Origin of the sequence: Streptomyces solincola (assembly GCF_002982015.1) — a bacterium.
Classification (GTDB): domain Bacteria; phylum Actinomycetota; class Actinomycetes; order Streptomycetales; family Streptomycetaceae; genus Streptomyces; species Streptomyces solincola.
In genome coordinates this window covers 1-12,680 of record NZ_PVLV01000085.1, presented here as the reverse complement: position 1 = coordinate 12,680, position 12,680 = coordinate 1, and the positions used below count along the sequence as shown (strand labels likewise).

Here is a 12,680-nt window from a genome sequence, read left to right as displayed (position 1 = left end):
AGGTGGCTCGATTCCGGGCTCGCCTGGTCTGGCCGCCCGGGCAGGGTGACCTGGCGGCGGTCGAGGTCGATGGTGAAGTCGTCTCAGGTGAAGCCGGTATGTTCCATGCTCTGCCAGGCGCCACTGGCCTGACCGGTCCGATGAGCTGGATCTGGTGGTCGCGTGCGGAGGAGTCGAGTAGGGCAACTGAGAGATAGCCGCCGTCGACGAGGTGCTGGGGGGGCAGCAGCCGGCGGTGGCGGAGACGGGTGTGAAGCCGGGTAGGGCTTGGGTACCCCTGGTCGGCCGGTGGTGGCGATGTCCGTGATCAGGTTGACCGGGGCGTCAGTGTCGCAGGTCTCGGTGACGTGGACCAGGTAGCCGCTCCAGAGGGTGTTACCCCGGATGGCCCGGCGGGCTTCGCATTCGTAGAGCGAGATAACCCGGGCAGCCCCTTTGAGTCGCCCGTCTTCCTCGGCGCGGCGACGCAGAGCGCCGCGGGCGTCAACGAGGAAGTTCTGCACCATGATCTGCCGCAACACCTCCGCGCGAGGACCACGCCGGTGGGGCGGCAGGCGCTCAAGGGACCGGTGAGCGTCCGCTCCGGCCTGCTTGAGACGGGTGACAGGGCGAGTCGGTTGGCTGGGGAGGCGGACCGGACGTCCGTAACGTGTGGCCCACGCGGCATCCACCAGCCCGTGAGCACATCAGGTGCCCGCTGGGTGGCTGCCTCCAGAGCAGCACGTACTGCTCCGAGAACCAGTTCCAGGCGGGTGAGGTCTCGTGCCGCGGCCAGAACCTTCTGTGACCACACCGACATCGCGCATCCGTTCCGGGCCAGGGACAGGAGTCGATCTGCGCGGTCGTCCTGGGGACCGGCGATCACGGAAGTCCGTCAGCACACTGTAGTGAAAACTGGGGTCGTCCAGCTCCATGGCCAGGGCGTAAGTGAAGTGGATCCTGCACCGCACTGCCTGGCGCCGCCTGCCGGTCAGAGAGGCCGAGCAGAAACTGCGGCACACATACCGTGGCCAGCTGAGCTGGCGAAAGGCGGGGCGACCATCGCGCGGATACCAGGAGATGCAGTTTTCGTCGTCCCAGAGCCCATCGAGGTGGTCACGCACCCACATCGCCGTGGTGCCACGGGGATTGCTGGCTCGCGTCTTCCGAGCCGTGAGCTTGGGCACTACCGCACCGGATCGAGTCACCTCAGGAAGACAGGGCTGTGCAGACCACCAGCCCCCCGTCCGCGGGACCTCAACGTCCCTCCGCCAGCTGACATTTCACGTCCTTTGGCGTTTGAGCCGGTTGAGGAAGGGAGTCTCCGTGCCTGCCGTAGTTCAGCGCGGCCAGGTCTTGACCGCGAGTCCGGCAAGGACGGTCTGTCGCAGCCGGATGCTATCCGGGGTCCACTCGTTCTTCTCGCCGACCTTTCTAGTCAGCTCGAAGCCCGACGCCTTGAAGAGATCGACCTTCTCGGCGAACGACTTGTTCCCGATCTTAGAGTTCACTCCAGTCTGCAGAAGCACCATGTTGCCAATGCGGTAGACCCAGCTGGCGGCGTCCTGCTTGTCCCCGCTCTTCTTGATGAAGTCCTCCCAATCGGTTTCCTTGGCGTTCTGCGGGAACACGTGTTCCAGGTTGACCTGGCTCGGGTTGCTGTTGGGGACGAACTCTGGCTGGGACTCCTTTCGCCTTGTCGTCTCCAGGGCGCTCAGGTAGTACCGGGCAAGCTTGGAATCGCTTCTTCCGACAGTGGCGAGCGCGAACTGCTCCCTGAAGTCGGTGTCAGAGGGGATGAGGTCCTCGACGCGCAGTCGGACCTGCGCGGTGGTGGTGACCTCGCCCTTCCGGATGGCGACTGCGATCTGAGAGTACTGGTCCTCGAAGCGGCCGCGGTTCATCATGCTCATAATCATGCCGCGCACTGACCAGTTCACCATGGACCGGAGGAGCTTCTCGAGCTCGTGGGAGTGGAAGTGCTCGACTGCCGCAAGCAGGAGGATCTTGTTGGGAACCAGGTCGAACATGGCGAGTGTGTCGAGAGCGGGACGGTGACCGTTGCCGCTGCACTTGGTCGCCCAGAAGTCGCTCTCCGGATTGGAGAGCGCGGTGTACGCATGTGCGGTTGACAGGAGGTTCTCCGAGAAGTGCAGCGCCTCCTGTCGGTGCGTCACCTCCTTGCGCATCTCCCCGTAAAGATCGCGCTCGGTGATCTTGCCAACCTTCGAGCTCCAATAATGGCGCAGAAACTTGGTGAACTTCGCATCGGCGGCACCGAGTTGGAGCGTTCCGAGCGACTGGTGCCAGTTGTTCCGCACCGCGTTGAGGTTCTGCTGCTCGCCGGCAGCTCCGAAGAGGTGGTTCTTCAGGAGGTCCGCGGTGGTCAGGTCGGCGCCTCGATTGTTGAGAGTTTCGAAGATCACGTAGGCGTCTGCCTCGGTCGGGGTCTCGACCACGGCGAGCTGCGCCCGGTGCTGGATGTAGCTCACCCATTTCTCGAGGACGTTGGCCGCGTCCATCCCATGCAGGCTGCGGAACTGCGAGATCTTTTCCCGAAAGAACCGGTATGCCTTGACGATGTCGGAGTCGGTCCTCGCGGGTTTCCCCGGGAGCACGGTCGCGGTGGTGATCCCGAGGAAGTCGGGGTTGTCGCTCTCGTTGAGCTTGAGGTGCGACTCCGCGTACCTGTCGTTCCATGCCTTGCTGGCCAGGAAGGTGCGGCTGATGCCCACAGCCTGGGAGTCGTCCGCCTTGAGTAGGTTCCCCTCCAGGGTTCGCAGCTCGTCGCGGATGGCAGCGATCAGGAGGGAGGAGGTGACCAGCCGCTGCTGGCCGTCGATGATCCGCTTCCGAGTCCCGTCGCCGTCCTGGGTGATCACGATCGTGCCGAAGAAGTACTCCTCCTTGGCCCCGCCGTTGATCGCCCGGCTCAGGTCGGTCCAGTAGTCGAGGACCTCCTGCTCCACCTTCCAGCAGTACGAGCGCTGGAACTGGGGAACGACCAGGCGATTGTTGCGCAGGACCTCACCGATGCCGACGAGGTAGAGCTGAAGCGAGGTGCTGCTGTGTCCCGATGCCATACGGGGCAGCTTATGTGTCAACGAGTTAAGTGGATCTGTGTTTTCTGATGACTGGTCGCCATCGTGTGGGGCGTAGGAAAGGGCCGACCCGCGCAGGCGAGTCGGCCCCAAACTGGGCGATTCTTGACACTTCAGACGGTTGTCACGGCCCCGATCAGCCCCTCGATCGCCGTCATCTCCTTGTGCGCACCCAAGTACCCGACCCCCCGGGCCAGATGGATCGTCAGCGTATTGGAGACGTTCTCGTCTGTCGGCTCTAGTCCGTCGGCCACGCAGCGCTGCTTGAGCAGGGCGAGGTAAAGGTCTCCGTGGGGCCCGGCGAAGGTCTTCCAGGACATCTCGACGTTGGAGTCGGTGACGACCTCACGAACCAGGGGGGTAGAGGCGTCCGCCAGGGAGAGCACCAGTGCCCAGCGGCACAGGACGTTCCACTGGGTGATGCCGGTGGTGTGCTTCAGACGGCTCAGGCGATCCTTACTTGCGGTGGCGAGGCGGATGTTCTCAAGCGACATTGCTGGCTCCTACGTTCCACCAGTAACCCTCGACGACGCTGGTGGTGAAGGTGGTGTCGTCGTGAACCAGGGTGTAGGTGTGGGCGACGGACTTCTCGAGGCGGCCAAGCAGGTACTCGTCGATCTCCTCATCGGTGGAGAGAAGGAGGACTTGGTCGCTGGCGTATGGGAAGTATCGGTCCACCAAGTGCTCGCGGTGGCGGCTGTCGAGCCGGCCGAGCGGCGTGTCGATGACGCTGGGCAGGCGGTTGCCGGCGACCTTCATCAAGCCCCAGAGTAGGGAGACGGCGAGTAGCTGTCGCTCGCCCGCGCTGAGACGGCCGGGATCGATCGGTTGGCCGTCGGTGTCAGCCAGGGTGAGCGTGAATTTGTCGGTATCGATGCGGAGGTCGTTCACCAGGCCCTGCTTGCGCATGAGGGTCTGGAAGCTCGTGAGCATTGCTACCTCGAGGCGGCTGATGTGCCGCTTGAGGAGGGCATCGCCGAACTTTTCCAGCGTCTTCCGGGCCTTCTCCGAGTACTTGATGATCCGCTCGACCTCTTCGGCCTTCACCTTGGTGCGAACGAACTCTTCATGGGCACGCTGAAGAGAGGCGGAGACGTATTCGAGGCGGCGCTTCAACTCGTCGACGTTGTTGAGGCTGTTCTCGTGCTCCCGTTCCAGACGTGCGACTTCCTGGAGCTGGTCTTCACGCTTCTTCTGGATGGCCTCGACCTTGCTCTTGGCCGGTACACCTGCCAGCTGACGCTCCAGCTGCACACTCTCTTCGGCGGCTTCCGCAGCCTGCTGAAGGAGCTCGGCAGCTCGTGCCTTGTCGCGACTGAGTGCCTCGTCGAGTGCCGACAGCTGGGGGAGCGTGTCTGGGGAGAGGCCGAGATCCACCTTGAGGCCAGCGGACTTGGCGCGCTTGGCGCGGTCAGCCTCCAGCTTCTCCATTACAGCGGCCTTCGCCTCGTCAGGGAGCATGTCCAGTAGCCACTGGTCACGCTCTTCGAGCACCCCCAGTACCTGGTGGGACTCGGCTGCCGTCCGCTCGCGACCAGCCTGCTTGCGCAGTTCCTTGAGGTGACTTCCCATCATCAGGAGCGGAAGCGGGCCTGCAGCCAACTGGACGAGGGAGCTGCGGATTTCGGCGAGTCGAGCGGAAACCTGCGCGTACTCGTGCTCGATCTCGACGCGACGCTCGAAGAGGTTTCCGCCCTCCTGCTTGTAGGCAGCCTCCAGCGTTTCGAGAGTGCGCCGAGCTTTGACGAGCTCGCTGTTGCGCTGCGCGGCCCGTTGTTCTGCATTCTCCAGAGCGGCGTCGGCCGCCTGCCGTTCCTGCTCCTCCGCGTGGATCTTGTCCATCAGGTGCTGCTCTTCGTCCGACAGCTTCTGCCGGCGCTGGAGCGCGAGCAGGTCCGTACGGAGCTGCTGGACGGTGCTGACACCGAGCAGCGAGTGGATGGCCGATTCGATGACTGATGCCGCGCGCTCGGGGTCGGCGAGCGATTCGATCTTCTCTCCGTCGAAAAACGACAGCGAGGCGACCTCGAGCGGGAGCAGACTCTCGATGTGATCGGCCCACTCCTGGCTGAGAACCCGGCTGTACTTCAGCTCAGGTTCGACGCGTCGCCCCGGCTTCGCCCTGGAGCCGTACTCCTCGTCGACGAACGCGTTCACGAATTCCTTAAGCGTCGTCTTGCCGCTGGTGTGCCAGCTGCGGACCACCTTGTAGTAGTGCTCCGTGCCGTCCACCGTGACCGTGAACTCCAGGATGATCTGCGCACCGCGGGTGGGGTCGGCTTGCCGGTTGATGCTCTCGCGGAGGTACGTCTCGTACGACCTGCTGCCGCGACCGCTGCAACGCGCTCGCGGCCCGTACAGTGCCAGCTGGATGGCGTCGAGGAGGGTAGTCTTGCCGCAGCCATTGAGGCCGCCGATGAGGACGATCGGCTTGTTCGTCTTGGTGGTCAGATCCAGCGACTGGGTGCCGCGGTAAGCCCCGAACTCTTCGAGAGTGATCTTACGCAGGAGCATCGATATTGGTTTCTTCGTCCAGGGTCAGGTGGGTCTGCGATTCCTCACGCCACTTGTTCTTGCGCTGCGCGAAGTCGATGGCGTCGGCGCTGTCCTCGTAGTAACCCTTCTTTACAGCGGTCTCCAGGGCTTGGAAGAGGCCAGCGCGTCGGGACATTGTTCGGTACTTGCGCTCGACGGAGAGAAGCTCGCGGACCATGTCGTAGTGCAGGTCGTCGTCCCCGCAGAGCTCCTTCAGGAGCTCCATCTCGTCTGCGCCCATGACGAGCTGCTCGTCCAGAGGTCCGCCTGGGAAGTCCTCGCCCGTGGACTCCTTGTAGATACGGGGGAGGGAGTCCTCCACCTCGTGCTTGTCGAAGACCCAGATGCGGCGGATCTCGTGCAGCTCGTCGAGGGTGATCAGCTCGATGTTCTTGACGTGCTCCGGCGCGTTGGCGCGAATCCACGTCTGGGCGTCCAGCAGGTCCTTGAGCCAGTCCTGGCGGAACTTCTGCAGGTACGGGCCGTGGATCGGGACCTCTTCGCCATCAGTCCGCCGCGTGTAGACCATGACCCTGCCGTTCATGCGGCGGAAGTCTCGGGCCGGCTGGTCAGGGCGGGGATACGGGAGCTTCCGGCCGGCGGGGAGTCCTTCCTCGCCCTCTTCGAAATAGCCAAACGGGGCGTCGAGCTTGTCGCGGAGGTCCAGGAGCGGCCTCATCCACTCCTTCTCCTCGTCGTTCTGGATCATCGCCGACATCGACTTGTCCTGCTCGACGAGTGTGCACGTCCAGCACCCGAAGCGGCTAGAGCCGCAGGAGGGAGTGGTCGAGTCGACCACGAGCGGGCACTCGCCATCGCCGGAGGCGCCCTGGTACATGGTGAGGAGATCCTGATTGTTGTAGCCCCACGGGTTGGGCTTCTGCATCAGGTATTCCCAGACGTCGTCGTTGGTCCAGTCTTCGACCGGGCTGTAGACGAGGGAGTTGGGAAGGTTTGCATTGGGGGAGAGACGATCACGGACGCGTCGCTTCTCGTGCTTCTCCATGGCACGGGCGCGCGCCTGGCTCTCGGTCTTACGGATACCGAGCACCATGATCGCCTCGCCATGTGCTGCCACGACGTTCCGAATGAAGGAGTTGGAGGGCTTGATCTTGAGGCGCTCGGTGCACCAGCGGAACTTGGGGCGCGGTGCCGGGTAGCCCCGACCGATCAGGTTGACCCAGAAGGTGTCCTTGATCTCCGGCGTCAGGCGATGAGGCTCGATAGGGAGGCCCTGCTTGGCGGCGGCTTTCTCCATCGTCTCCAGGGATGTCGTCACCCACGCCGCGACGACGGGGTTCTCGACGAGGGTGTCGGTGCTGATGACGTGGACCGTCTTGGTGCGCTGCTCCGCCGGCAGAGCGGCGATAGCGTTCCATACGAGCTGAAGGACAGCGGTGGAGTCCTTGCCGCCGCTGTATCCGATGACCCAGGGCACCTGGTCGGCGGTGTAGAGCTCACGAACCTCGTCTGAGAGCTTGGCGATGACCTCTTCGAGGGGTCGCCCGTCGAACGGCTTCCGCCGCACCGGCGTGATGCCGAGTTGCAGAGGGATGGTGCTCATGCTTCGCCTCGCAGGTATGCGTCCTCTACCCGCTGCTCTTCGGCGCTGAGGCCGAGGCGCAGGTGATTGCGTAGGTAGTTGACTGTAAGAGTTACATTTTGGTGGCTTTTGGAGACACGGCCGCCGACGATGGCACGGCCCTCCCAGTCTGTGTTTGACCGAGTCCAGTCGACCTTCTTCAGAGGGGAGAGTTTCCGTTTCCATTTACTGGGCGCGGTGGATTCCCGAAGTAGGGAATTTCCGATGCGGCCGAGAGCGTGCAATGCGATGCCGTGACTGTGGATGAAGTCGCGCCGCATCTCGGGTGCCGAGAGCTCTCGCTTGCGAACCATCTCCCACTCGGGAAGCGTCGTGTCGATGTGCTCCCAGTACTCCTGCGCCAGCTCGGCTGCGGCGTCTGTCTCGATCTCCAGGCCCTGCAGGAGGGACTGGGTGCCGTAGTAGAGAGCGCTCAAGGTGAACATCATCCGGGAACGGGCGGAGAGGGTACTCTTCTCCATCTCGACGTAGCCCTTGAAGACCTTGCACTGGCCGGCCAGCGAGCGCGCGACCTGGGCTTCGCTGTCCCGGTGGTCATAGAGGACGCCGATGGACCGGGCCGGACGCACTGCGTGCCGGTTGAGGTCCGCGAACATCTGCTGCGAGCGGGCGAGCCCCGCGTCGTGGAAGAAGACGATGGCGATCGTCTCGTTGCCAATGTCCGGGTTCTCCTTGAGGGCGTGCTCGATGGCTGCGCGCCGGTGCTGGCCGTCGTTGATCAGGAAGCGGGAGTCCATGGGGATGCGCAGCTGCCCGGCACGGAAGGCGTTGCCGTCGGAGCCGAGATGGTCGAACTCCACGTCGCCGTCGACGGATGCGGTCAAAGCACTGAAGACGTAATCACCTGGATTGTCCAGAATGTACTTCGTGAGTGCCGGGAGGCGCCCCTTGTTGAGGAGCCGCTGGGCGCGCAGTTCCGGCGAGAGCTCGTCTTCGTCGAAGATAAAGATCTTTGGGATGAGGCGCAGGGGGCACATCGAGACGTAATACTCGCGCCCTGCCTGGATGCCGCGGATCGCCGGGAACGTGTACTCGAACCCCGTTGCGGTGCGCGGAGCTACGACTCGGGTCGCTGGTGTCGCTGCTTTGATCTCCACCCGGCAACCTTAGCGTACGTCATCCGTTTAACGTACGAAGCTCGATGAAGTCACGTCACCTTCACGTACGTAAGACGCACCGGCATGTCTGGAGGTACGCCCGGCTCGCGCGAAGGGCGTTCCTGCCCGGGAAGGCGTACCGCGATGTCTGCGTTGACTACTTTGAGGAGCTGCGCTGTGCGTCAGCCAAGCATGCGTGTACGTTAACGGTTTGACGTACCCGGTAACGGGATGATTGCTCTGGGATGGGTGAGCGCGGTGGTGGCGTATCTGGATGTGGCGGCAACGACCCGTGTGGAGCCGCGGGTGGCTGACGTGGTGCTCCACTGGATGACCGAGGACTTCGGCAACGCCGGCAGCCGCACCCATGAGTACGGAGCCCGGGCAAAGAAAGCGGTCCAGGAGGCCAGGGCGTTCCTCGCCGGGACAGTCGGTGTGAGGACCGAAGAGGTCATCTTCACCAGTGGAGCGACGGAGTCCAACAACATCGCGCTGCTCGGCATGGCCCCGTACGGCGAGAAGCATGCCCGGAAGCACATCATCACCTCCGCTATCGAGCACAAGGCGGTCATCGAGCCCCTGCTGCATCTGCAGGAGAAGCAGGGGTTCGAGGTCGATTTCCTCAAGCCCGGCCCCTCGGGGCGGATTTCTACGGAGGCCGTGCTGGAGAAGCTGAGGCCAGACACCCTGCTCGTCTCGCTAATGCACGTGAACAATGAGACAGGCGTCATCCAGCCCGTGGCCGAGCTGGCGGAGAAGCTCCAGAAGACCCCGACTTATCTCCACGTCGATGCCGCGCAGGGGTACGCGAAGGTTCCCGAAGACCTGAAGGCGCCCATCGATTTGACCAGCATCAGCGGCCACAAGATCGGTGCACCCAAGGGGATCGGCGCTCTGGTGACCCGGCGTCGCGGCTGGGACAAGGTGCCGCTGGAGCCGATCATGTTTGGCGGCGGACAGGAACGAAAGCTGCGCCCAGGGACGCTTCCCGTGCCACTAATTATGGGGCTGTACGAAGCATCCAAGGTCTTCCAGGAGAACCGGTCGCGGTGGGAACGGGACGCGAAGGAGATGCGGGAGCGGCTGCTCGCCGCGCTCGGGAAGACCCGCTTCCAGATCAACGGTGATGCCGACCACGCGGTCCCGCACATCCTCAATGTGACTTTCGACGGGCTCAACGCCGAGGCCCTGATCGTACGGATCAAGGACCAGGTGGCCGTGGCGACCGGTTCCGCATGCACCAGCGCCTCGTACACACCGAGCCACGTGCTGACCGCAATGGGCCTCCCGGAGGAGGTGGCCACCAATGGCCTCCGCTTCTCGTGGTTCCCCGGGCAGGTCTCGGACTTCGACCCGGACGGCTTGGCGGAGATGATCGCGTACATGCAACCGGATGCCCCCTGACCGTTTGAGCTGCTCAGTCTTCGGGGCGCTGGACCAGCCGGTGTCCCCGAAGCATGCGACCGCACCTGATCAGTTCGGCCTCCCAGCCATTCTCGGTGCCGATCAGGTGCGGATTCTCGTAGAGGCCGGCGCGTAGCTCCAACTCGGTTAGACGGCGGTAACGCGGCGCGTCCGGGTCGTCGGGCGCCAGGAATTCGTGCTTGCGGTGGAGCAAAGGACGGTTAGGAGAGTTCGCGTAGGACATGTGCGAGGTCTCGAGGGTCTTGAGATCTACGAGGTACGAGGAAGTGATCCGCGGGTGTGGGTCCTTGTCGAACTCCGGGTAGTCGAGCCAGCTGATGGCTCGCCCCTGGTGCTTCAGCTTGGCGATGGTCCATTCCTGAGGCCGGCCAGCGGCGACGGAGGCGCAGTGCTCGTACAGGCGCAAAACTGTCGGCATCCGGTCGATCGCCCGGCGGTGCACGTACAGCGCGGTCGGGGTGATCTTGCCGACGCTGGATGCGTTCATGGCGGCCCGGACATAGGTGTCGTCCCGGAGCTTGAGGAGCAGACGGTCGGAGCGCCTGCAGGCTTCCTTGTACGAGGTGAAGAACGAACGGACGTCGAGCTGGACGCCGAGGGGGAGGCTGCTGAACGGACCTCGGCCGTTGAAGAGCTCGACGGCGAGGAACAGCAGCGTGTTCAGCGTCGTGCGCTTGGCGCCCTCGGAGACCTTCTCGGCGTCGACGGAGTCGCGTATGAGGCGCTTAAGTTCGCCGGGTTTCAGGTGGGCGAGCTGTTCGGCCATCGGCCGGGGCATCTCGTCGACACGGGGCGGACGGCCACGCCGTTCGACGTAGTCGACCAGCGAGGCGATAGCGGAAGTGGTATCGGCTGAAGCGAGCCACTCGGCGTCGGGGACGATGCGGTGTGCGAGGTAGCCCAGTCGGGCTGAGTCGTCCTTAAAGGCGTACACGATGCCGGGGGCCGCTGATACGCATCGTGTTCCTGTGACCTCCTCGACGTAGATCCGGAGCTCGTCCGGGCTAAAGAGGTGCTGGAACGTCTGCCGGCTGGTGAGGAGGCCGTCGCCGTACTCCTGGCCGCGGACTTTGGACCGCTCCCAGGTGAGGCGAGCCGAGACGATGAGTACGGTGGTCGCGAGCCTCCATGCCTCCTTGAGCGTCTGCCGACGCTCGACGGGGTCCTCGATGATGTTCAGGACGTAGGTGAGGAGGACGACGTCGGAGGGGGCCACCGGCGTGCTCGAGCTGTAGTAGGGGTCCCAACCGGTGATCTTGCAATTGAGGCGCTGGAGGGAGGCGACGTCGCCGCCTCGACCGCAGCCATAGTCGAGGATCGTGCGGTCCGCGTTGAGCTGGCGGTCGGCCAGAGCCTGGCGTGCCGGTACGGAGAGGCTGGAGCGACCGATCGCGGTGCGGCGGCGGTCGCTGTTCCATGACTTCTGCATGTCGGCCTCGTCAGTCGAGGAAAGGTGCGGGTCGCAGCATAGGCAGGGTGACGGTACGGGCGAAGAGGATTCCGGAAGCTGAGGTTTCCAGCGTGTCCCTCATTGCAACCGGTGAACTTGCCTGGCTGGCAGGCAAGAGGGGACCAGTCGCCGCCCGAGCAGGTGGATGTGACTATCTCGGCAGCGGCGACGTTGCGCACCCTCGGCTCGGCTGCCGGCGCGAACAGCTGTTCTCACCGCTGCCGTCGACACGCCACCTGGCACCTGGGTCAGCAGAACCGGGAGCCCTGGGCTCTTGCCGTGGTAACCGTCGTGGCCGTCCTTGCTTCGGACGTCTCGGCACCCCGCCGCCGTATGGCACTGGGTGAGACTTGGGCTGCTGACCCCAGAATGAGCACTCGCCCCGGCAGCGTGAATCCGCTGCGACGATTCCTTGGGTTCGCGGTATCCGCACTGGCAATGCGGACCGCTCAGTGCTGGTATGCGGGCGCAGGTCTGAAGCGTGAGCGCTGCGTGAGCGGACTGGGCGGCACTAGGGTAGACCCAACGTCATGGTGATCACGGACGGATGTCTCTGACCTGGCGAAACGGGATTCTGTGGCATCGTCCGGCACCAGTCTTGATGATCTTGCGGACCCTCGTAATGCGTAGGTCCTTGGTTCGAATCGCGAGGGTGGTTTCGAGAAAGGCCAGGTCATGCACTCCTGACTCGGCCTTCCCTCCTCCTTCGCCCTGTCCGAAGGCCGGGTCTACGACCTGTTCCCTGACCTCTACACCGCGCTCGACGACAGCGAGGCGAGCGAACGCGGACCGCCGCGAGACCAAGCTCCTCGCTCTCGCCTCCTGATGCCACTCGCCCTTGTCCGCACCACCACCAGCCCGGAAGGACTGCACGTGCCCACCGTCCTGTCTCCGGCTCCGACCGATCTGCAGTCGACGACCTGACCGATGCCAACCGGCGGCACCCAGCTGCCCCTGCTGACCACATCTGCGATCCGCTGTCCGCTTCCACCGCGGTCACCCACCTGCTGGTCCGCAGCTCACTCGCCTCCGGCACCGCCGGCCTCCTCTCCGACGTGACCTCGTCGTCAGTGTCCACGACGCACACCTGCCCGCCTTCGTGCCAGCCTGCAGGAGCACCCGAGTCGCCCTGACCAGCGTGCGAACTTGCTACCGCAAGGCGACCCACGGATGCAGCGCGCCGATGGGCCACCGTCCCAGCACCAAGCGCTGGGAGAAATCTGGGAGATGATCTTCTCCCAGAGACCAACTGAGACCCCGCCACACCAACCCAGACCAACCCTCTGACCTGCAGTTTCAGTAGATAGGCAGGTGTCGATCTTGGGTGGACCTCATTCGGGACGAAGAGGTCGTGGGTTCAAATCCCGCCACCCCGACAGCCGAAACACCAGGTCAGGCCCGGTGCTGAGAGATCAGCGCCGGGCCTGGACTGCGTTCGGGGTCAGCGGGCGCCGGGGGCGGCAGGTCGCGGCGCGCCGGTCGGGTGGGGG

The 12,680-nt window shown here is 64.2% G+C and carries 7 protein-coding genes; 1 reads left to right on the top strand and 6 read right to left on the bottom strand.

What is annotated here, in order from left to right:
* Positions 1-1,319: 1,319 nt before the first annotated feature.
* The 5 genes from C6N75_RS06270 to dndB form a co-directional block, all read right to left on the bottom strand.
* Positions 1,320-3,062 (bottom strand): DUF262 domain-containing protein, encoded by a 1,743-nt coding sequence (locus C6N75_RS06270; RefSeq protein WP_105867842.1) that lies wholly within the window; start codon positions 3,060-3,062, stop codon positions 1,320-1,322.
* A 131-nt stretch (positions 3,063-3,193) separates the two neighbouring features.
* A complete protein-coding gene (gene dndE / locus C6N75_RS06265; RefSeq protein ID WP_105867841.1) occupies positions 3,194-3,574 on the bottom strand; it encodes a DNA sulfur modification protein DndE in 381 nt (126 codons plus the stop codon).
* Positions 3,564-5,594, bottom strand: a complete 2,031-nt coding sequence (gene dndD / locus C6N75_RS06260; protein WP_105867840.1) for a DNA sulfur modification protein DndD — start codon at positions 5,592-5,594, stop codon at positions 3,564-3,566. The genes dndE and dndD overlap by 11 nt, the downstream gene beginning before the upstream one ends.
* Positions 5,581-7,179 (bottom strand): DNA phosphorothioation system sulfurtransferase DndC, encoded by a 1,599-nt coding sequence (gene dndC / locus C6N75_RS06255; RefSeq protein ID WP_105867839.1) that lies wholly within the window; start codon positions 7,177-7,179, stop codon positions 5,581-5,583. The genes dndD and dndC overlap by 14 nt, the downstream gene beginning before the upstream one ends.
* Positions 7,176-8,315, bottom strand: a complete 1,140-nt coding sequence (gene dndB, locus C6N75_RS06250; RefSeq protein WP_258177255.1) for a DNA sulfur modification protein DndB — start codon at positions 8,313-8,315, stop codon at positions 7,176-7,178. The genes dndC and dndB overlap by 4 nt, the downstream gene beginning before the upstream one ends.
* 249 nt (positions 8,316-8,564) lie before the next feature.
* Between dndB and dndA the strand changes: the two genes are divergently transcribed.
* Positions 8,565-9,719: a cysteine desulfurase DndA gene (gene dndA, locus C6N75_RS06245; RefSeq protein WP_258177254.1), complete on the top strand. Its 1,155-nt coding sequence runs from the start codon at positions 8,565-8,567 to the stop codon at positions 9,717-9,719.
* A gap of 13 nt (positions 9,720-9,732) precedes the next feature.
* Here the strand turns inward: dndA and C6N75_RS06240 are convergent, their stop codons facing one another.
* On the bottom strand, positions 9,733-11,169 hold the full coding sequence (locus C6N75_RS06240; protein ID WP_105867837.1) for a DNA phosphorothioation-associated putative methyltransferase: 1,437 nt from the start codon (positions 11,167-11,169) through the stop codon (positions 9,733-9,735).
* Positions 11,170-12,680: the final 1,511 nt, after the last annotated feature.

Coding starts and splice junctions, on each gene's coding strand:
- dndE (WP_105867841.1), bottom strand. CDS start 3,574: ATGTCGCTTGAGAACATCCGCCTCGCCACCGCAAGTAAGGATCGCCTG.
- dndC (WP_105867839.1), bottom strand. CDS start 7,179: ATGAGCACCATCCCTCTGCAACTCGGCATCACGCCGGTGCGGCGGAAG.
- C6N75_RS06270 (WP_105867842.1), bottom strand. CDS start 3,062: ATGGCATCGGGACACAGCAGCACCTCGCTTCAGCTCTACCTCGTCGGC.
- C6N75_RS06240 (WP_105867837.1), bottom strand. CDS start 11,169: ATGCAGAAGTCATGGAACAGCGACCGCCGCCGCACCGCGATCGGTCGC.
- dndD (WP_105867840.1), bottom strand. CDS start 5,594: ATGCTCCTGCGTAAGATCACTCTCGAAGAGTTCGGGGCTTACCGCGGC.